The following is a 21,455-nucleotide window of genomic DNA, read 5'->3' on the forward strand; positions in this document are numbered from 1 at the left end:
AACTGGCTAAAGCCATAAACAAAAAAGGCCACGCCGGAGCGCAGCCTTATATATGTTGGCTGATTTAGTTCAGTTGGACTGTCTCGCGCTACCGAAATATTTATGGCTACAGGATTCAGTTGTTCGGAATAACCGAATATGTGAAACTTACATCAAATAACCATCGCTAAATATTATAAGGATTTAATATGTCACAATTAGAAAAATTACCACTCGGTGATAAAACACCTCTAGCATTCATCTTCGGTGGGATATTTTTATTCGCGCTATCAATTTTAAAGTGGATGACATCTGATATTGAGGTGGATTGGCTGTATAACTCAGTTGAAAGTTTATTAGCTATTTATCTTATCAATCTTGGAATCAGACTACGTAAAAAGTATCGAAACAATAACGAGTAAATTTGAACTATCCGGAATTACCGGAGAGAAAGATATTAATTTTGATAATATAAACTAACAAAGGCATTTTTAATATTCCGAGCCAATTTCTCCATTGGCTCTTTTTCAATGTGTGGTCGCTCAATAATTAATCGAGCCAAGCAATTTACGGCAACCAACTGAATATCGACTGGTAAATCTTCAAATTTCATAACTACCTCTCTTAAATAAAAAAACCACACCATGCGCAGCCTTGATTGAACTATCCGGAATTATCGGTGAGTTGGTTAAACCCATTCAAATTCGTCTTTCATGGATGCCCTCTATACCAATTCGAGGTGTTGCTCGAAATGGTTAAAATCAATGTTAATCTATTGATTCATAAATACTATGGGGTGCTGTTCGACACTGATCGAGTTCTAAACTCAGAGTTGACAACTGCCAGATATGAAAAAGCCCCGCGAGTGCGAGGTCTTGAATTCAGGGTGTAGATTTGGGTGATTATTTCCAGTTGAAGCAAAAATGCAGTGTTTTGCCTACATTTTGTTTCAGTAAATCGCTTAATTTCAGCAGGTCACCTTGTTGTTGCTTTGTTGCATCACTAAGATCATACAAGAAGAAATTTTGAGAGCTCCCAAGACTGGAGCCAAGATTATAAGTTGAACCGTTAACCGTTACTTCAAGACTCTTACTTCTTAAGCCTGGTTGGTTTTCAGTATCAACTGCCAATTCTATTGCATAAAAGCTACCGATGGGAACCTCTAAGAAATAGAATTCTGAGATGCTTCCAACCCCTATAGTGCTTTGAAGGTTAGTCAACGTACCGAAAGCAGATACATGGTTAAAATCAACACTCGCATATCCCCAATATTGATTATCATTTTTTGAATTGCCACCATCATCAAGATCATCTCGCGCAGTCTCTACCTTAAGATCAAAAGACAACATGCAATTTAACGCCCAATCACATGCCACCATATCTTCTTGTGTTGGTTGCCAAGTTTGTTCATCATCTTTATCAACTATCCAAATTTGAGGTGGAATATTTTTTCCGTCACTGCCTGTTGAAGCAGGAATAAGTTTTATATATTCATCGGATGAAGCCCAGCCATTACGACTAACCTGCTTTCCTAGATACACTTTAATCATTGCCCACGGGAAAGAACCGGCAGGTGCTATATCATCAATTTCAATCTTTTTCTTATATTGCTCAGGATTAAACGGACATGCAGTATTATCCAGCTTATTAACTTCAGACATAAATCCCTCACTTATTATTTGTTAAAGTTCAAGGTCATTCATCTTACTAATAAACAGCCAGTTAATATTACTTAGGTCGGATTTTTACTTCAATCGAATACCCTTACACAGACATTAATACGCCTTAATATCGGGCGACATATTACAAAATCTGATTATCCGCAGTCATGGGTATCGGTTGGGGTGTAAATTTGAAATTTGGTGCTGGTGAAATACCCTTTATTGAAAATAGGGTATTAAAAAACCCCGCCGGAGCGAGGTCTGAAATTAATAAGCTGTGTGACATTGCTATCACTCTTATCACAATATACCGACTTTTGTAATTACGCAACCTTGTTAACGGTTTATTTTTGCACACCTTTATCAGCTTCCAACGTCACCCCTGAAACTGCCAAGACGCCTTCAATAAATCCCTCAGCAGCCTGTAAGCGTTTTGCCACTTCGTTATGAGAGATACCTAACTTGTTGCCCATTGTCCGCAGTGTGCAAGCCTTGATGTAGTGCAATACGATGAGCTGATAATAGTAAGAGTGATACTTTTTCAGTCGCAGAACGGCAGCATCCAGCGCAATACCATCATCATCACAACACTGGGCGCGGGTCTTTCGGGTACTGGGGATTAATCCCTTAAATCCGGCGGCAACAGGTGTCCAATCCACCTCAGTATTTCCCTCACTGGCCCATGCTCCCCACTGATTGAGTATTATTCGCATGTCACGCATCAGCACACTCCCCCACCAGATTCAGGATAATTCTGTCAGTCAGGTCTGAACGATCATCAAATCGCCCTTCGTCCAGCACCCATTTGCAGACGTCTATCGCTTCCTGACGGTTAATGGCTTGGAGGGTGGCCAGTTTTTCTTCAAGATACTCTTCCCGGTCATAGATATAATATCTTTCACCATCACCAAACCCGCCCGGATCCAGTTCTTTGGCAGCCACACTGCGCATCTGATACAACCAGTCCCAATAAAGGAACTCACGCACCACATCAGACAAGGTGTACGGTTCGGGGAGCTGTTCGGCAAACCCTTTCGCGATTGCTTTACGGAGTACATCTACTTCGTTAATGCGATCACCGTGCATACACCCTTCAGCGTGCTCTTCTTCGTTCCAGTAGTGGAAAGGTTCATAGATTTCGGCCAGTTCCCCCACCAGCATGAGTTTCTCGGGTTCAGTCAGTTCCAGTGCTGCTTCATAACTGGCAAAAGTCGCCCTGACCTTTGCCGCGTCTTTGATCTGCTCTTTCGCCCGATTAATATAGCCTTGCGGGTTATCCATGCTCATGGTGCCAAAGGCAACCTGAAAAGCATGGGCGCCCGACTTCATCAGGTAGTCAGCATATTTCTGCTGCGCCGCTTTCGGGGTAATTTTCAGTTTTTTCAGGGCGGCTTCTGCCGCGTCAAGGTGAGCGGGTTCATTAGTCTTAATGACCTCCAGTACCCACAGATAAGCATCCACCTGTTTGTTGCCGGTGATCTTGCGCTGAACAGGCAACGGCTTCACCGTGGCAATTGCGGTACTGTGGCCCGGTTCAGGAAGGGTGAAAAGTGTTTTGTGTGCTGTGTTGTCTGTCATTATTTTGTCTCCCCCGCTAAACTAAAAATAATCTTGTCGCTGAATTCCCGAACATGGGATTTTTCTTCGAATGGTTTATCTGCTTGCAACATGCCCGTGAAGCCGTTTATTTTCCGGCGGTGTAATTGATGTAACTTTCCCATAATGCCTCTGCTATGTCGGCTGAGAGACAGGCGGCTTATGCCTGTTTGGCGGAATACCCCGGCAACGTGCTACCCAATGCCGGCCAGAAAGAAGCCTGTCCCCGATTTGATGTTGTCTCAAAACCCCGGTGAGTTGCCTCATGTTGTCTCAATCTAAAAATAAAAAATCTTATAATTCATTGTATTAATAAAAATGAGACAACTGAGACAACCGAGACAACACCTTTTTTCTCTCACATGAAAGATCAGGCTTCTTCTTCGGACTCCGGCACTAACACCATGATGTAAGCCCGTTGCTGAATGCCCCCCAGATGCTTAAGACGCGGCGTCTTACCCTGATAACTGCGCCCACTGGCCGGCTTGCGCAGTATCCCGTTTTTCACCAACGTATCGGCGAACATGTCCGCGTTAAAGCCCCGGGCGATCTCCTGCTTAAAGGTGGCCGGCAAGGTATAGAACACCACCGGATCATCCTCATGCAGCCCTTTCCTTTCTCGGTATCCGGCTAAGTCCCGGATGGGTAAGTCCCGCTCGTCGTAGGGCAACGGGGCATAACGGCTCATGCCGTGGGCATTCAGGAAATCCACGGCCTGCTCGACAATCTGCTCCAGTTCTTTGTTGCCTGTGCCGAACTCAGCCACCCACACATTGAAGATATATTGCAGCACATCCCGGCAGTGCTGCTTATCCCAGCCCGTGATAACCCGGCCCAGCATTAAGGCGGCCTCCAGCACGGCAAAGCGATCGCTGACCCGATGCACCTGTTCGCCGTAGCTTTCCGGTATCAGCTTGCACCAGCGTGACTGGGCGTCGAGATAGGCTTTTTTCGCTTCCTTCTGGTGTGATGATAAGTAACTGATCCACTCACGCCCGGCAGCCCCATGATGTTCACGGCAGCCCCGTTTTAAGGCGTCTGCATGGGCCTTACCGCTGTCCAGCCCATGTAAGTTTTTCGCCCTTTCCATCGAGATATTCAGCAACCGGACCAATTGCCCGGCATTAGTCTTGATCCCCGCTTCCATCAGGAACGTGGGAATATCTTTTTCCCCGGTACTGATGGCCACCGTCCGCCAACTGGCTAAAGGTCGGTTGCCGCCTTCTTTCGCCCCCTGTATCTTCCCCTTGCCATTGAACAGGGTATAGGCGGAGGTATGAACATGTTTCGGGTTTGCCCCCTGTCCCACCTCATCGAGTGACAATAGCCCGTCATTGTGTGCCAGTGCCTCGTTGGCGATCCCCAATGCGGTGCCGTACCACGTCAGCCGCTGTTCATCCGGTTTACCGTACAGACTGGTGGCAATATCTGCCGTGGTGGTTTTTCCCGCCGTGGACTGGGCATACAGATGCACCCCGAACCCATCCGCCCCGACAATCCCCGTCATTGGTGCCGCTAATGCTGTTGCCACCCCCAGCATCATAAACGGGTTATTGCCTGCCAGCCGGGCCACATGCTGACGCCAGCCTGCCGTCGTGCCTGACACCGTGTATGCATTGGCCGCGGCACTGCCCCCGTTAAACAACACCGGCTGCTCTGGAACACCTATCACGGAGCCGTCCGGCATGATATAGGCCCCTTTATGCCAGCCTGATTTTGCGGTCATGCTCCAGATTTCCTTTGTATAGCTACGGATCAGCCAGTCCGCCAGAATCGCCCTGAGATTGCTTTTCGTGGTGACCTGTACCCCGCCCGCCTTGAGCATTCGCCAGCCCTCGCGCTCGCCGATATCGGCCGCGGCAATCCCTTTAATGACAGGCTCTTTATTACCCTTGGCCTGCCAGCGGACAATCAGGTACTGCTCCTCGTTTTCATCAATGCCTGTCCCGATGACTTCCACGGGGGAGCACAACCATTGTTCGGGTTTGATGATTTCCCCGGTTTCTTTGTCCAGCTTGGGCGTCACATAAAAAACCCCGTTATCACGCGCATCAATAAACGGTATTAGCGGATCACGTTCTTTTTCACGGGGGGCGTCCAACGGGATCACCACGGCTTCTGATACGGCTTCTTTCTTTCCTGCCTGATATAACCCGTGGCTAAAGGCCTGTTTGGCCGCCTCAATGCTATGCTGCTGACGGTAGTCGTCCCAGTCGGCTTTATCTTCTGTAGGGGGTACAGATACCCATCCATCAATAGCCTTAGCCGCTTTTTCGGCTGAATTTTTGCCCTTATTGGGTTCGTCTGGCTTGATGTCGTTATCCGCCGCGATAATAATTTTCGCGTCGGGATAATGTTTCCTGACCCATTGCGAGACAGGCAATAAATTACCTGCATCAAACGCCGCCAGAGTCAGTCCCTCATGTAATTGACTGACCGTTAAAGCCGTTGCGTAACCCTCAGCAATCAGCACCGTATCCGGCGAGCCGCTCAGTGCTGATAAAGGGGTAAAACTCCCCTTTTTCTTCGTGCCCGTAATAAACCGTTTTTTACCGTCCGGCTTAATCGTCTGGCCTCCCGTCAATTCATCCCCACGCTGCACAGGCAGAATAATAGTGCCGTCGGATAACAGCCTGACGGGGTGATGAAGTCCTTTACGTTTCAGGTAGTCCGATTCGCCCAGGGCAGAACATTGTATAAGCCTTGTGGCTTCCTCAATGGCTGACTGTACAGGAGCCTCCGGTTTGGGCGCCTCCTTTCTGGCAGGCTTGGGTTCCGGTAAGGGGAGCGCCAAGACATCAGACACCGCCTTTGCCGCTTCAATCAGGGTGATCCCTTTGGCCCTCATCAATAAATCCAGCCCATCCCCGTAATTCGGGTTATCACATTGGCGACAATGCCAGTCTCCGTTACCGTGGTCGTCGATAAAGTGAAAGCGGTCAGTCCCCCCACAGATGGGGCAAGCGCCATGCTTGCCCTTTGCCGGAACTTCCACCCCACAGGCCGATAACACATTTTGCCAGTGATCCTGCGCCGCAGTTTTCACTGAACGGACATCAATATGATTTACCATTTGAGGAAACCCTCACGGTGATGGATTTCAAAATCCGCATGCTGGGCTGTGTCGTTCAGCGCTTCGGCGAGCCGTATAACCCTGAACCCGAACACCTTCGACACGGTGACGCTTCTTCGTCAGAAAACGAATATGATCGGCATAGACATAGAGCCACTGGCCATCGACAGCAATGCGCTCAAATGTTCTGACTGGTCGTTTTGCATACTGGACAAATGGCATAAATCCATTATTTTTCAATTTGTTATTTGGACATAACGATTGTTTTCCATGAGAAACACGCCTTACCACCGCCGCATAGCTGGCATCAATGCAAGGTTGCTTTTCTCTGGCACTCAACCCCTTTTCAGGGGAACGATAAACCCAGAACGTTTCTTTATGTCCCGTGATCTTAGCAGTTCGGATTTTGATATAGCCTAATCGAGCCATTAAGCGACCAAACTCAATATTGCTTTTCACCGGCAAGGAAAGTTCATAAACGGATTCACATAACCAGCCGTGGCGAATATATTCCTGAACCAGCGTCTTATCTTTTTCTGCGTTTATAACGGTATATTTATCTTGCTGTATAGGGTGGCGATAGATAAACCAATTATCAAAAGCCTCCTGCCTTTCATTGGTGAGTACCTGTACTGCAAAAGTCGTCAATGCTTTGCCATCTTTTCTATGCCAGTATTCAACCCATGAATTCGATTCTGACAATATCAGCAAACAATAACTGTCTACTTTATGAGGGTGGACACCACGACAAAAATCATTATTTTCCAATGCGTTACTTGGACATAACGACGCATGATAATCGAATGATACTTTAGCTTTTCCTATTAGCCCTGTATCACTTTCTGCATCATGAACCGACACACCGGAATTAAGCCAAACTAATCCCTGACCGTTATGACGTAAGCCCAGATCGGTGAGTGTGCAAATACCCTTGTTAATTGCCGTCCAGTTACCCGAAATAACCTCCTTACGGATAATTGAAATATCGTTCTGGCTGTTTTCAGGGTAAATTTGACCGCTGCCAATCAAGGCAGTTAATTTTTCCATGATGTTATTCCTTAATTAGCAAGCTTGCGGCTGTATGGGTTATTTACATTGTCTACTGTTGGCGGGTTGCGTACCCACCATAGAACATCGCTTAATAACCATGCACAGGAATTACGCCCAAAATGACAGCGAGGCGGAAATAAACCTAAGCCTTCCAATTTATGGCAATGGCTGCGAGAAATACCGGATATTTTTTCTCGTTCTCTTTCTCTTATTCGCCTTTCAAATTCACCATAGGCAGAAAGAATATATTTTCGCTGTTCGTCGGTAGGTAATATAAATTTTGGCATTACATCACCTCGCCGCGAGATTCAGCGATACGTTGATCTATCCAGCAATCAATTTCTGATTCAAGAAAAGCAACTGATCGGGTGCCAATTTTTACTTGTTTTGGAAATTTACCATCCGCGATGAGTTTGTAGATCCACGCTTTGCCGTAACCCGTTCTGCGCTGAACTTCGGGTAAGCGGATAAGGTTTTCTTTTGGTGTGATAGTTGTTGGCATGTAGCCCCCTGTTATCCAGTCCTTGAGATGTTGTAATGGACGTTGTTTGATTACAGGAAGTATTTTCATATCATCGTTCTGTTTTAGATAGACATAATCACAAAAATGATTTATCTACCAAAATTATCAGTCTTAAACTTCGGTGAGTTTCATTACATCTGAAAATCTCATATCTTTAAGGTATTCATTTTTCTTTACATAGAACGATAAATATCGTAAAAAATCACCAAAAACTACTCTTTCAACGAATGGCCTAATGGTATCTTTAATTTGAATCCCTCCCATTATATTCCCTTCACTTAGAGGAAATAATAATCTAGCATATAATTCATTGCTGATTTTCTTTTGGTTTATTTTCTCCCATAGCATTAAATCAATGAAAGAAAACACTTTGTAAGTGAATATTTTCTTTAATGACGACAATCCAATTCTATTGTTATTTTTTTCTGGCTCTGCTATTCCTGTTCCAAGTCTCCATGTTTTTAAGAGCCCTTTGAATTCTGTAATTAATTCATCATCAGAATAATCTCCTATATTAAATTTCACTATCAACTCATCATTAAACCAATCTCCTAAATAACCGACTCTGTTTATACTCGAAAAAATCTTCCCATCACCTATTTTTACAGGCCTATTAGCCTCCTCTGTTATGTCACCTTGCCTTAATAAGGCTTTGTAGTAGGATACCAAATCGCCAACATTAAACAAATTGCAAGACTCTCCCTCAACAGAATACTCATCATATTCTTTATTAAAAAAATCAACACACCTGATAGGATGTCCATTTACAATGAATTCAACCTCTTGACTTTTATCAAAGGATTCATCTTTTATAACTGAGTGACTTTCCTCATTAAGACTATCATGTGAATCTGAAATTATATCATGGAAAATTAGACTATTGTAATTAACTAACCCTTTTTCTAACCCTCGAAATATGGATTCCCTCATTTCATTTATATCAATGTTTGGTAAATTATTATCTATATTTCCCTCATCTTTATAATCATATAAAAGAGTTACTCTACCTTTTAAATCATCAATAACCTCTAACACAGTTAAATCTAATAATTGGTCGTATCTGCGCACATCAAACCATGAAATAATTTCTTTAGGCTTTGCCCTTGCCATCTTGCCACCCCATGTCCTCTATTGGTAGGAGCTATGCCAGTCCATAGAGGTGTACGGAGTTTCGGGAGCGACCCTAGGCATAGCTTTATTCTTTAACGTCTTGGGCAGTCTACTAAAGACAATTATCGCTGTCTATTCATCCAATTAAGCATGCTTCTTAAACTTGCCATGCACCACATTTCCGCCTTGTTCGAGTGCGTCCATATAGTCGGCATACCATTGAAGCATCTCCCAGCGACCATCCAAATATTGGGCATGATTGTAAGTTCCCCGGATGCTGTTCTTATCAACATGAGCAAGCTGGGTTTCAATCCATTCAGATGGGTAGTTTTGTTCATGCAAGATAGTGCTCATGGTGTGGCGGAATCCGTGGCCTGTAGCTCGCCCTGAATATCCCATTCGGCGGATCATGGTATTGAGTGCCATATCAGAAAGATGCTTTCTATAATCTGTACGACTTGGGAAAACATATTGATAACTACCACTAATAGGCTGTATCTGCTTCAATAAATTAATAACTTGCTCTGATAATGGCACAATATGAGCACGTCGCATTTTCATTTTTTCAGCCGATATTTCCCAAACAGCCTTATCTAAATCAATCTCTGACCATTCAGCCTTGCGTAATTCACCGGGGCGAACTCCCGTTAATATAAGAATACGCAAAGCCGTTCTGACAATTTGGCTACCCATATATTTATCAATAGAGCGCAGAAATTCAGGTAATTCACCGACTGAAAGATGGGCGTAATGTTCACGCTTATGAGGGATAAAGACACTCGCTAAATCTGGCGCTGGATTATATTCTGCCCTACCAGTAATGATTGCATATTTCCACACCTCACCGCAGCGTTGCCGAACTTTCTTCAACTTTTCTGTCGTTCCTCTCTTTTCCATAATAGAAAGGACTTCCAATAGTTCGAGTGGCTTTATTTCTGCAATCGGACGATCACCTATATAAGGAAATACATCATTTTCAAATGCGGACATCATATCTTCACGGTAACCAACCGACCACCTATCCTTGCGGCTGTTATACCATTCAAGCGCAATATTCTTAAATGTATGTTCTGTTTGATTAATAGCCGCCGTTTTTTCCGCTTTTCTGGCTTCACTCGGATTAATTCCATTGGCCACCAGCTTTCTTGCTTCATCACGTTTAGCTCTGGCTTCCGTGAGTGTTACTACTGGATAAACCCCTAATGAGATCATTTTGGTTTTACCCGCAAATTGATAACGTATCGCCAACCTTTAGAACCCTTGGTATCGATTAACAAAGATAGACCGTTACCATCCGCCAGCGTATAGGCTTTTTCCTTTGGTTTGGCTCGTTTGATTGCCAAGTCTGTTAGCTTCATAAACCACCCAATATTGTATAGAAAAAATGTATAGGGAATTTCTATACAAAAAACTATACAACAAATTGTAGAGATTTAGGAAGACTACTGTAGACCTTGATATAAGGAAATATTAGTTTTTTCTTTGATTTTACTAGGGAAAGTAGACTTGAAGAGACGTTAGGATATGTGTAGATGGCGGAGGAGGAGAGATTCGAACTCTCGGATGGTTTCCCATCGGCGGTTTTCAAGACCGCTGCCTTCAGCCGCTCGGCCACCCCTCCGCGATGTCGAGCACTATAAACATCACAGTTATCAATGTAAAGTACTTATCTGTTCAACTGCCGTTAATTTACTCATATTGCTATCTATTAGTCTATTTATCCAGCACATCAGGCGATCTTTCTTGGGAATAGTGGTGTTTTTTGCTAAATTGCAGTCATCGTTATTGGATGGTTAAAATATTATGTTGGTATTTGAAGATCGCGAGATCGAAACTGATGCGCAAGGTTATCTAAAAAACAGCCGTGATTGGCAGGAAGCTATGGCTCCTCTACTTGCCGAGCAGGAAGCAATCACTCTGACCGAACAGCATTGGGAGGTGATACGTTTTGTGCGTGAATTCTATGAAGAATTTAATACTTCTCCCGCTATTCGTATGTTAGTCAAAGCAATCTCACAAAGGCATGGTGAAGAGAAAGGAAACAGCCGTTATCTCTATCGACTATTTCCCAAAGGACCTGCAAAACAAGCCACAAAAATTGCAGGCCTTCCGAAACCCGTTAAATGTATTTGATTTAGTCATCCGTCGCTAATGACGGATGCTGAAATCATCCATCTCTTCTGAGTCACAAAACTGAGATTGGAAATGTTCAATATTGGCACCGGGCGGACCACCTTGCTCCAGCCAGTGTGTTAATTTTTTGATTTGTTCATCATTACCACAAGCAACAATTTTAACGCTGCCATCATTCATATTACGAACATATCCCTTCAGCTTATTTTTCTTCGCCCAATGGTAAGTTTGATAACGGAATCCGACTCCCTGTACTCTTCCATAAACATTAATTGCGATACTGTATTGAGTCATTATTGCGTTCCTCCTCGATAAAATAATAAGAATTTTGGAACGTTGAACCTACTTTTGGTATTGTGTTTTATATACGCAACAGCTAACCTGAAATTATGGGATGGCTGTCACATGCCATTTTGGTTTTAAAAGTCATGCAAAAATTCCGGCTACCGGGTGTGCGCTTGAAATTTACCTTACTGTCCTTATATAAGAGTCATTGCAAGGTTTCTTGGGAGGTGACAATGATGATCGCCAGCAAATTCGGTATCGGCCAGCAAGTACGACATAGACTGCTGGGTTACTTGGGTGTTGTTGTAGATATTGATGCTGAATATTCTTTAGAACAGCCACAGGAAAATGATATTGCATCTAATGCTACCTTACGCTCAGCTCCGTGGTATCACGTCGTGATGGAAGGTGATGACGGGCAACCTGTCCATACTTATCTGGCTGAGGCTCAATTGACTTACGAAATATCAGACGATCATCCAGAACAATCTTCTCTGGATGAGTTGGCCGAGTCTATTCGCAACCAATTGCAAGCTCCAAGACTACGGAATTAAATTCTCTTATTACCGTTACTCAAATCATTCCAACAAGGTGGTGGATAGCAAACGCGCCCCCGCCTTCCTTATTTTTCCATGCCCAATTTTTCCATACCCAAGCGCGGAATTTCAATTTTGGGGCAACGATCCATCACTACATCCAATCCTGCATTTTCTGCCAGTGATTTTGTCTCTTCATTAATGATGCCCTTTTGCAACCAAAGCACTTTTGCACCTATGGCGATAGCTTCCTCGGCAACACCATAGGTAGCCGCTGATTTGCGAAACACATCAACCATATCAACGGGTTGTTTAATATCTGCTAAGCGGTTTATGACAAGTTGCCCCAGTAAAGTTTGTCCCGCCAATTTAGGACTGACCGGAATGACTTGATATCCTTGATTCAATAGGTATGCCATCACCTTATAACTTGGACGATCTGTTTTTTCACTCGCTCCGACCAATGCTATCGTTTTTGTTTTTCTCAATATGCCTGCTATATATTGATCACTCATTTGGCCTCCCATATGCCCTATACCCTCCACTTTTCACATTGCTATTTTGTCAGCTATAACTTTGTTGTCTGCAACTCGAAATCCATTGGGTATATCTGCTACAGTATTTATGATAATTGCGATTGTTTTTTATTATCTTGCCATTTAAAAAAATGGTAAATGATTTATTCATAGAAAGGTATCACCATGGAATTAACAGTTCGCACCTTGCCTGAAACAAAAAGTATCGCGCTTGTAGCGCATGATCACTGCAAAAAATCCCTGTTGGATTGGGTCAAGACCCATAACACTTTGTTAGGAAAACATACGTTATATGCAACAGGGACTACAGGGTATTTGATTCAGCGAGAGACTGGGCTGTCTGTTACAAGTATGCTGAGTGGGCCAATGGGCGGAGATCAACAAATTGGTGCTTTGATTTCTGAAGGCAAAATCGATGTTTTAATCTTCTTTTGGGACCCTCTGAATGCAGTTCCCCATGATCCCGATGTGAAAGCACTGTTACGCTTGGCAACGGTCTGGAATATTCCTGTTGCTACAAATCGTTCAACTGCCGATTTCATTATCAACTCGACACTTTTTTCAGAAAAAACAGATATTTCAGTGCCAGATTATCAAGGCTATCTCAATGAGAGATTGAAATAATCTGGAATAATGAACGGGAGAGCCAAACTCTCCCTATTTTTAATATCTTAATTTTTATCTGATTTTTTTCTAGGGTTTACGCTGAGTCGGTACACCTAGTTGCACCAATTGATGAATGAATACCGATGGATTTTTCGGCTCTTGCATCAACCAAACCTGTTTTTTTGCCCGTGTAAGCGCAACATATAAAAGACGACGCTCTTCCGCATCGGGAAACTCTTCAGGCTGTGGCAATAAAACCTGCTCCATCACGGATTCCCTCGCGGGTGCCGGAAAACCATCCCTTCCTTGTTGTAATCCCAAAATAATAACATAATCCGCTTGCTGTCCTTTCGATGCATGGATTGTCATAAATTCAATTTTCAGATTCGGCCAACGGGTTGGTGCTTTTTTCAATAATTCGGGTTTGAGATAATGGTAGCGCGCCAATAATAAGATGGTTTCTTGCTTAGTAACATAGCCACTCATTTTATTGAATAATGCTTCCAATTGATCTTGCGGTAAAATCACAACCGACTTTTTATTACCTTTTGTCAGGCTATTGAGTGTTTTAGCTAATTGGTGGGGATTTTGTTGAATAAATCGGTTGGCAATCTCACCAATACGATCATTGAAACGATAAGTTGCATCCAACGTACATTCTGCACCTTCTCCGAAATAGGTAAGAAATGCCGTCGTCAATGTTAATTCTGTCCCACTAAAGCGATAAATAGCCTGCCAGTCATCTCCTGTTGCGAACAGATGACTTTGTTTATTTTGTGCTTTCAATGCCATCAATAATTTGTCTCTCAATGACGAAATATCCTGAAACTCATCCACTAGAATGTGTTTCCATGGACTGATAAACCGCCCTTTTTCCAGGATATTCACCGCCTGATGGATTAAACCAGAAAAATCGACAGCACCCTCAGATTTTAATGCTGCTTTCCAAGCTTTCAACAAAGGTGCCATAAGCCGGATGCGTTTCTGGAATGCGTCTGAATAAACGGCAGGAGCTTGCTCAATCATCTCTTTCTGGCTGCCACCGTGCATACGCATTAATCCCATCCAACGTTCCAGACGGGCAGACAAACGAGTCGTCAATTGTTTATCATGCCAATATTCACCTTCTGGTAATTGCCAGTCCAGTTCTTCATCCAACCATTCTCGCCAACCTTTAGCCTGTGCTTTTTTTTCTCCGCATTGTTTTTGCCATTGCTGAATGAGAAAATCGCGCCGCGTTTGGGTATCAGTTTCCAATTCGCTAATTTTGGGCTCTTTATTGCTACCTTGCTGAATAATATACAGGGCCAGAGCGTGGAATGTTTTTGCTTTTATTCCCTGTGTTTCGGAATGATGAGTTCCCAAACGAGCCTGAATTCGTTCATTCATCTCATCGGCAGCCTGACGACCAAAAGCCAACAATAAAATCTGTTCAGGAAGTGCCTGATGACGTAATAATAACCAGCCTGCCCGCGCAACCAGAACAGAGGTTTTTCCGCTGCCCGCCCCGGCTAAAACCAGAATGTTTTTTTCACCATTAATCACTGCCTGACACTGTGAGCGATTAAGTGGTGACGCCTCGACGGTGTGGAAAAACGTCTCATATTGCACTAAGGAGCGATCAATCCATTGTTGATTAATGGCTTGAATTGTCTTGTCCCCCTCATCCAACCAACTCGCGCAAATCTGATAATCGTCACGACAGGTCTCAAATTGTGCAATTCGCTGTAATGGAAGAGGTAATGCCTGAAATGTCTCTTGAATTTGTCGTTGTAACAGCGCCAAATCTTCGCTTTTCAACCAGCGATGTTGTTGCTCTATTTTTTTGATTTCATTGACTTGAGCTGCAAGCACATCCGCAGTGACATCACTCATGTCAAGGCTCCATTTTTGCCATTCTTTTAGCAGATAATGGTAAAAACGCTGTGTTTGCTGCCATTCAGTACCATGCAGACGAACGACTTTTCCTTCAGCTAATTCAAATTCCAGTTCCCCCCAGACAATCCCTCGCTTACACTGAATACCAATTAATTGATTAAATGGAATAAGGTACTGGTGTTTGTCACCGCTGACTTCGATACCAGCATTAAGTAAACGCACCCGATTATAAGGATGCTGAGCGAGGCGTTGGCCGATTTGCGTTGATTTTAGTTCCATATTGTCGTGGCACCGTACCTGAAAATTGTTGAACTACTTCATCACGTAAATGTTGTTAGGGGTATTTTGTGCGAACGGTTTTATCCAGCTCCCGCCATTTTCTGTATAACAGTCACGTCCTCTATTATATCCGCATATTCATTGCACTGACAGGAACCACACTCATTCCATGGTTATTAGGAGAAGAACTTAAAATAACAATTCCATTGCTGCTGGGTGTCGTTGCGGCAGCATTAACTGATTTGGATGATCGTTTAGTTGGCCGACTGCGCAATCTCATCATCACCTTAATATCTTTCTTTGCGGCTTCCGCTTCTATCACATTGCTGTTTCCTTATCCGTGGTTTTTCATGCTTGGATTAGCAGTATCGACCTGTGGCTTTATCCTGCTCGGCGCATTGGGACAACGCTATGCCACCATTGCTTTCGGTGCTTTGCTGATCGCCATTTATACCATGCTGGGTTCATCAATATTTCCTATCTGGTATGAGCAGCCTGTATTACTGCTGATTGGTGCAATCTGGTATAACTTACTGACACTAACCGGTCACTTGCTGTTCCCCATTCGCCCATTGCAGGAAAATTTGGCACGTTGTTTTCAGCAACTTTCAATTTATCTCTATGCTAAAACGAGTCTATTTGATCCCGATGCAGAAGCTGAAGAATATAAACAATTTCTGTTTGATGTTGCCATGGCGAATAGTTCGTTAGTCACAACACTCAATCAGGCCAAGAGTTCTTTATTAAGCCGTCTGAAAGGGGATCGAGGGCAACGAGGCACTCGTCATACATTGCACTATTATTTTGTTGCACAAGATATTCATGAACGAGCCAGTTCATCTCATGTCCAATATCAAAAGCTAAGGAAAATTTTTCGGCACAGTGACATTCTGTTTCGTATTCAGCGATTGCTTTCCATGCAAGTCAGGGCATGTGAGCAAGTTTCACAATCTATTATTCTGCGTCAACAATATCAACATAATCCACGTTTTGAGAACGCATTCAACTACCTTGAAAGTTCCCTTGAACGTTTGAAAAATCAGCAGGGCACTGATGCTGAAATGATAGCATTTGATAATCTTTTGAAAAATTTACGTGCGATTGATGCTCAATTGGCCGGTCTCTGTTCTGACCAATATTTATTTTCCCAAAGACCTCCGCAGAATCTTTCTCAAAAATTCTCCCAAAATAATGTCCAAAATAATGTCCAAAATGATAAACAAAACGACAAGCAAGAAGAAACCCGGCTATCCGATGAAACCTTAACCGGCTGGAGGGATGTCTGGTTCAGGATAAGGAGTAATTTAACGCCAAAATCTGCCTTATTCCGCCATGCTATCCGGATGTCTGCTCTGCTATGTACGGGTTATGCCATTATTCAACTGTTTGACTTACAACGCGGTTATTGGATATTACTGACGAGTTTATTTGTCTGCCAACCCAACTATAGTGCTACCCGCCGGCGCTTAGCCTTGCGAGTTATCGGTACATTGACGGGGATTTTAATTGGCCTGCCAATTCTCTATTTCGTACCTTCCATTGAAGGACAATTAATATTGATTGTCATTTCAGGTGTATTATTTTTTGCCTTTCGCAATAGTCAGTACGCACATGCAACGCTATTCATCACACTGCTGGTATTGCTGAGCTTCAATCTATTAGGTGAAGGCTTTGAAGTCGCATTACCAAGAATTATCGACACATTGATTGGTTGTGGTATTGCCCTGCTTGCCGTCAGTTTCATTTGGCCGGATTGGAAGTTCCGTCAATTGCCCCAAGTGATAAATCGGACGATGGGAGCTAATTGCCGTTATCTCAATGCGATCTTAATACAATACCATCAAGGCAAGAGCAATAGTTTGGATTACCGCGTCGCCCGTCGTGATGCCCATAATTGTGATGCAGAACTGGCATCCGTGATTTCAAACATGGCATCGGAGCCCAAAAGTTACCGTATATTTCAGGAATCGGCTTTCCGTTTGCTGTGCCTTAATCATACGATGCTAAGCTATATTTCTGCCTTGGGTGCGCATCGTGACAAACTTAATGATCCAGCCATTTTGGATATTCTCAACGATGCAATCTGCCATGTTGAATTAGCATTGAAGCAGAGCCGGATTGATGATAATGCACTGCAAGCTATTGCAATCCGCCTGATAGAAAGAATCAATCTGGTGCCTTCTGAAAGTAATGGCAAAGTCCAGCTTGTGTTACAGCAAATAGGATTATTTATTGAATTACTGCCTGAGATTGTTAGTTTGACAAAGCAAATCAGTGAACAAGATCCTCTCTGAGCATTAATTGAACTTATAGGGGCGAATAGCCCCCTATAAAATAATAAATACTGTAACACCCCCCCCACACAAATAAATAATGTAAAAAATTATTCTCTTGATTTTTGGAGAGAAATGAATATTTACATTTATTAATACCATAAACATTTATTTTTGATATTGAATGCATGAGAAATTTCTGTAGAGTCAAAAAACTATAAAAATAAAAACTCACCCTGTTAATTAGATTAACTTATTTTAAATTTAAAATATTTAATAATATTACTTTTCGACTCATTAATACTTGGAAAACAATATGGAAGCGACAATTGCCATTGCGAAATACCCTATCGGGCTTGATCCGAAAAGTCTTTTCATGACGCCTAAACTTAACTATGCCTTTATACGTATAAATAATATTTGTAATGCACGTTGCGAATTTTGTGATGTATGGCAAACGGCTCAAATTGATGCCCATAAGCAAATAGATATGGTCAGACTTTGGCAAGAATTGGAAGCACTCGCTCCGCAGGAAGTCAATATTCATGGTGGTGAGGCTTTTTTATCAAAAGACTTCTTAACCATTCTGGATTGTAATAAAGACACACCTATTTCAATCACAACTAATGGAACTGCGTTATCAAAAAAGATTTTCACTCGCATACAGAATAAGAGCCATCTTGTCAGAAAGTTTTATATTTCAATTGATCATGTAGAACCAGAAAAGAATGGAGAATCACGTGGCATTCGCTGGTTAACCAATAATCTTTATGATGCAATGGAATACATCAAACGTGAAATAACTGATTCTATCATCGTTATCAATCATGTCGTGACTTCATTAAATTACGACACCATTGATAAATTCCTATTGAAAATGGCTAATCTGGGTGTGGATGGCGTAAATCTGATCCCCATTAAAGATTATCCCTTGCTGTTTCTCAATACAGAACAAATCAAAGTATTCATGGATAAGATCAATACACTGCTGGAAAGCAATAAAATTTCACGTCATTTATTCATGGATGCCAACTACGAAATTTTTGGTCGTAATGAAGAAGATTACCAGCGCGCAGAAATGGGAAGTTATAACTCCTCCAGCAAAAAAGCTTGTACCATTCCACTAACAACGCTGTTTATTGATGCAGTAACGGGTAAAGTTTATCCTTGTGATACCACGATGTACCGACCGAATCCGGATCAATATGTCATGGGGAATATATTGGATAATTCACTGCACGATATCTGGCATGGTGACAAATTTTCTCTTTTCCGTAAAAAAATGTATCCCGTCATTACCTGTGACTGCATTAAAGGCTGTGATCCTGCCAATAGATTAAGGTAAAACTATGTCTCTAGAAATACATATCAATAATAAGGCTAGTTTTCACCACGGGAAGCCTGTCATTTTTTGTATGCCTGATATTAAAGACAGTGAGCTTTTTATCCAGCTCTGTTATCAATATCATTTGAATATTATTCTACTGATAAAAAAGAAATGGCTGGATTCGACAGATTGCTCTTCCGCACTGGCATATTTGGTACTTGATGATCCGCTGGCTGAGAATATCAGCAAAAGAATAACAACAGCGATTAAGCAGGTCAAAGACACGCTGGCCATTCTCTCAGATCCTATTCACATTGATTACTTTATCGCTTTTTCTGAACTTCATGTTGAATTGATGGCCACTATAGCAGCAGATATTAATCAAGATAATCATGTGGTGGACGTTGCACGTTCATTCAGGGATAAATGGGTAATGCGGAATCTTGCCAATGAGAATGGGATTTCTTGCCCCAAATTTACGCTAGCGTCAGAAATGCTTAATTCACCCGAACATTTTCGGCGTTTTGTCGAGTCAGTCGAGCAATCAGCCAAAGATAAAGGCAACCAATCTGGTTTTATTGTAAAACCTCGTTCATTTTGGGGGTCTATGGGAGTCACTGCGCATTCAAACCCTGCTTCTCTACTCCGCACACTGCAACAACTTGATACTCCTGAAGCGTATCTGGTGGAAGAAAAGATTCAAGGAAATTTGTTGCATGTTGATACTGCGGTTCTGCGGCACAAAATTATCTATCAAGGTATTGGGGTTTACTGTTGCTCATTACTTTCTACCGATCAGACTGCTGATGAACAAACTGAGCTCAGCCATTTTATATGGCACACTATGCGACCAGATTCGCCAGATAGTCACAGGCTGTTTAAATTTAACCAGCAGGTATTACAGGCATTCAATTTAGAATACGGTTTCACACATACTGAAATTTTCATTGAAGAAAATACCAATGAACTGGTACTTTGTGAGACAGCATCACGTCCACCAGGCATTAAACTATTTGATCTTCACGCGCAAGCTTACAATAAACATGCTTTTGATGTCTTTATCAATGCACTAATTTCGCCACCTTCTGTTTATACAGAAAATCATATAGAAAAAACAGATGCAAATTGTATAGGCCTGATCATTTTTAATCCGCCAATAGGCAGAGTGGAATTCATTACACCCATAGAAGATATTATCGATGAGCATGTTATTGAATGGGAGCAGTATGCAAAAACCGGTAGCTGTTTTTCCAATACCCATTACACTGAAAAAATGGGCTATATTATTTGCTCTGCAAAAAATGAACATGAGTGCAAAGCATATTTAAACAATTACAATAATAAATTTCATTATACAACATATCCCGTTATAAAAACAAAACAAGATTAATATGATGATAAGATACCTGTTTCTTATTTCTTTATTCATTAATGGTGTTGGCTCAAGTATTCTTGCTGTCGGATATCCCTATATCCTATTATCTGAAGATACAGCAATGACATCTTATTATGCCAATATGGGTGTTATCTTTCTGTTTACTTCCATTGGTGCTTTATTATGGGGATATAAAATAGATTACTCATCAGACATTTGGAAGTTTCGTATTATTATATTACTGATTGAAATTTTCAGCACCTTATTGTTACTGATATTACTACTCAGTAAAGTGGAGTTTTCGCCTGTTATCTTGCTGTTATTTATTTCATTATTAGAGTTTCTCTTTGCTTATGAAATTCCGTGGTCACGCGTGGCCTGGCATGATCTGAATCATTGGGCAGAGCAGCAAGGTGGTAAACATTTAAATGTTTCTTTCTATATTGTTATTGCTACTTCACTTATTTCTGCTCTTGGGCCAGGATTTGGTGCTCTACTGGGAATTACTCAGGGAGTCGATACTATCGTAGCTATCAAGTTGTTTTCTTTGTTGCCCTATTTCTATGTTTGCTCTCTTATGATGAGAATGAAGATAAAGCGCACGGCGGAACAAAAATCTCAGTTAAATTCTGGCCTGCGCTCTATTTTTCAGCAGAGATACTATAAAACCTTTGCCTTTGCCGTAGCATTTACTATTTTCTCTAATGCATTTTTGATGGTTGCATTGCCAGTTGTAGTCATGGGAAGTTTAGCTGATAACAGTTATGGATTAGTGACATTGTTTTATTTATTCAGCGCACTTATTCCTATTTTATTTACCACACTGATTAGCAAGACGCGTTTTGATAATCGTATCCAACGTTATCCCATCACAATATTTTCCTGTATGTTAGTATTTGGCGTTCTGTTTTTTAAATTAGAACCTTTTTATGCAAAAGCCTTTTTCTATCTTCTCTATAACATTGCAATCATTTATTTCAACGTATTAGTGACCAGAACGATTTATCAAAAAGGATTGGAAATGCAACAAGGCCGTTTATTTTCTTTATTTCAGGTAACGATGAATTTTTCATTCCCAATAGCTGCAATCATGGCTTCAATTGCACCGGATGCCATACAGTCTTTTTTACCTGTGGTCAGTTTCTCCATTCTTTTACTGATCGCTATCGTCGTTTATTGGATGATTCAAATGAATAAAATACCGGCGCCTGTAAATCATTGACGTCGGTAATATC

The 21,455-nt window shown here is 42.1% G+C and carries 21 protein-coding genes, 1 tRNA gene and 1 pseudogene; 8 read left to right on the plus strand and 15 right to left on the minus strand.

The genetic code is table 11. The features are described from left to right. Positions 1 to 188 precede the first annotated feature (188 nt). Entirely contained in the window at positions 189 to 401 is a 213-nt protein-coding gene (locus FE394_RS14135) for a hypothetical protein (protein WP_319927006.1), read from the plus strand. Between the two features lie 35 nt (positions 402 to 436). Here FE394_RS14135 and FE394_RS14140 read toward each other — a convergent pair whose 3' ends face one another. The 12 genes and pseudogenes from FE394_RS14140 to FE394_RS14195 all read right to left on the minus strand — a co-directional run bounded on the left by FE394_RS14140 (position 437) and on the right by FE394_RS14195 (position 10,613). Continuing rightward, a complete protein-coding gene (locus tag FE394_RS14140) occupies positions 437 to 592 on the minus strand; it encodes a hypothetical protein (RefSeq protein ID WP_319927007.1) in 156 nt (51 codons plus the stop codon). Between the two features lie 289 nt (positions 593 to 881). Beyond that, on the minus strand, positions 882 to 1,640 hold the full coding sequence (locus FE394_RS14145; protein ID WP_319927008.1) for a Thoeris anti-defense Tad2 family protein: 759 nt from the start codon (positions 1,638 to 1,640) through the stop codon (positions 882 to 884). 344 nt (positions 1,641 to 1,984) lie between these two features. Continuing rightward, positions 1,985 to 2,362, minus strand: a complete 378-nt coding sequence (locus tag FE394_RS14150; RefSeq protein WP_319927009.1) for an antiterminator Q family protein — start codon at positions 2,360 to 2,362, stop codon at positions 1,985 to 1,987. After that, on the minus strand, positions 2,355 to 3,221 hold the full coding sequence (locus FE394_RS14155; protein WP_319927121.1) for a helix-turn-helix domain-containing protein: 867 nt from the start codon (positions 3,219 to 3,221) through the stop codon (positions 2,355 to 2,357). The genes FE394_RS14150 and FE394_RS14155 overlap by 8 nt, the downstream gene beginning before the upstream one ends. After that, a complete protein-coding gene (locus FE394_RS14160; RefSeq protein WP_319927010.1) occupies positions 3,218 to 3,361 on the minus strand; it encodes a hypothetical protein in 144 nt (47 codons plus the stop codon). The genes FE394_RS14155 and FE394_RS14160 overlap by 4 nt, the downstream gene beginning before the upstream one ends. A 245-nt stretch (positions 3,362 to 3,606) precedes the next feature. Further along, positions 3,607 to 6,309 (minus strand): DUF927 domain-containing protein, encoded by a 2,703-nt coding sequence (locus FE394_RS14165; RefSeq protein WP_319927011.1) that lies wholly within the window; start codon positions 6,307 to 6,309, stop codon positions 3,607 to 3,609. Positions 6,310 to 6,336: 27 nt separating this feature from the next. After that, complete coding sequence (locus FE394_RS14170) at positions 6,337 to 7,356, minus strand: hypothetical protein (protein ID WP_319927012.1); 1,020 nt, start codon at positions 7,354 to 7,356, stop codon at positions 6,337 to 6,339. 11 nt (positions 7,357 to 7,367) lie between these two features. Beyond that, positions 7,368 to 7,646, minus strand: coding sequence for a helix-turn-helix transcriptional regulator (locus FE394_RS14175; RefSeq protein WP_319927013.1), 279 nt, complete (start codon positions 7,644 to 7,646; stop codon positions 7,368 to 7,370). After that, a complete protein-coding gene (locus FE394_RS14180) occupies positions 7,646 to 7,861 on the minus strand; it encodes a helix-turn-helix transcriptional regulator (protein WP_319927014.1) in 216 nt (71 codons plus the stop codon). Before FE394_RS14180 ends, FE394_RS14175 begins: the two co-directional genes overlap by 1 nt. Before the next feature lie 132 nt (positions 7,862 to 7,993). Beyond that, positions 7,994 to 8,992 (minus strand): DUF6387 family protein, encoded by a 999-nt coding sequence (locus tag FE394_RS14185; protein ID WP_319927015.1) that lies wholly within the window; start codon positions 8,990 to 8,992, stop codon positions 7,994 to 7,996. 144 nt (positions 8,993 to 9,136) lie between these two features. After that, positions 9,137 to 10,350, minus strand: a pseudogene (locus FE394_RS14190) (tyrosine-type recombinase/integrase). Positions 10,351 to 10,525: 175 nt separating this feature from the next. After that, positions 10,526 to 10,613 (minus strand) — tRNA-Ser (locus FE394_RS14195). A 182-nt stretch (positions 10,614 to 10,795) separates the two neighbouring features. On the opposite strand from FE394_RS14195, the gene tusE reads away from it, so the two are divergent. Then, a complete protein-coding gene (gene tusE / locus FE394_RS14200) occupies positions 10,796 to 11,125 on the plus strand; it encodes a sulfurtransferase TusE (protein ID WP_319927016.1) in 330 nt (109 codons plus the stop codon). Between the two features lie 15 nt (positions 11,126 to 11,140). Here the strand turns inward: tusE and yccX are convergent, their stop codons facing one another. Continuing rightward, entirely contained in the window at positions 11,141 to 11,419 is a 279-nt protein-coding gene (gene yccX / locus FE394_RS14205) for an acylphosphatase (protein WP_319927017.1), read from the minus strand. A 224-nt stretch (positions 11,420 to 11,643) separates the two neighbouring features. Between yccX and hspQ the strand changes: the two genes are divergently transcribed. Further along, positions 11,644 to 11,964, plus strand: coding sequence for a heat shock protein HspQ (gene hspQ / locus FE394_RS14210; RefSeq protein WP_319927018.1), 321 nt, complete (start codon positions 11,644 to 11,646; stop codon positions 11,962 to 11,964). A 68-nt stretch (positions 11,965 to 12,032) separates the two neighbouring features. On the opposite strand, the gene FE394_RS14215 is transcribed toward hspQ, so the two are convergent. Then, positions 12,033 to 12,461: a CoA-binding protein gene (locus FE394_RS14215; protein ID WP_319927019.1), complete on the minus strand. Its 429-nt coding sequence runs from the start codon at positions 12,459 to 12,461 to the stop codon at positions 12,033 to 12,035. Between the two features lie 186 nt (positions 12,462 to 12,647). On the opposite strand from FE394_RS14215, the gene mgsA reads away from it, so the two are divergent. Further along, positions 12,648 to 13,106, plus strand: coding sequence for a methylglyoxal synthase (gene mgsA / locus FE394_RS14220; RefSeq protein WP_319927020.1), 459 nt, complete (start codon positions 12,648 to 12,650; stop codon positions 13,104 to 13,106). A gap of 69 nt (positions 13,107 to 13,175) precedes the next feature. Here the strand turns inward: mgsA and helD are convergent, their stop codons facing one another. Then, the gene (helD, locus tag FE394_RS14225) at positions 13,176 to 15,245 is read right to left on the minus strand and encodes a DNA helicase IV (protein ID WP_319927021.1); all 2,070 of its coding nucleotides are present in this window, start codon (positions 15,243 to 15,245) and stop codon (positions 13,176 to 13,178) included. Between the two features lie 68 nt (positions 15,246 to 15,313). On the opposite strand from helD, the gene yccS reads away from it, so the two are divergent. The 4 genes from yccS (at position 15,314) to FE394_RS14245 (ending at position 21,442) form a co-directional block, all read left to right on the plus strand. Then, positions 15,314 to 17,539: a YccS family putative transporter gene (gene yccS / locus FE394_RS14230; RefSeq protein WP_319927022.1), complete on the plus strand. Its 2,226-nt coding sequence runs from the start codon at positions 15,314 to 15,316 to the stop codon at positions 17,537 to 17,539. Positions 17,540 to 17,834: 295 nt separating this feature from the next. Beyond that, positions 17,835 to 18,863, plus strand: a complete 1,029-nt coding sequence (locus FE394_RS14235) for a radical SAM protein (RefSeq protein WP_319927023.1) — start codon at positions 17,835 to 17,837, stop codon at positions 18,861 to 18,863. A gap of 4 nt (positions 18,864 to 18,867) precedes the next feature. Then, positions 18,868 to 20,235, plus strand: coding sequence for an ATP-grasp domain-containing protein (locus tag FE394_RS14240; RefSeq protein WP_319927024.1), 1,368 nt, complete (start codon positions 18,868 to 18,870; stop codon positions 20,233 to 20,235). Between the two features lies 1 nt (position 20,236). After that, complete coding sequence (locus tag FE394_RS14245; protein ID WP_319927025.1) at positions 20,237 to 21,442, plus strand: MFS transporter; 1,206 nt, start codon at positions 20,237 to 20,239, stop codon at positions 21,440 to 21,442. Positions 21,443 to 21,455: the final 13 nt, after the last annotated feature.

It is taken from the genome of Xenorhabdus littoralis (assembly GCF_033949345.1).
Classification (GTDB): domain Bacteria; phylum Pseudomonadota; class Gammaproteobacteria; order Enterobacterales; family Enterobacteriaceae; genus Xenorhabdus; species Xenorhabdus littoralis.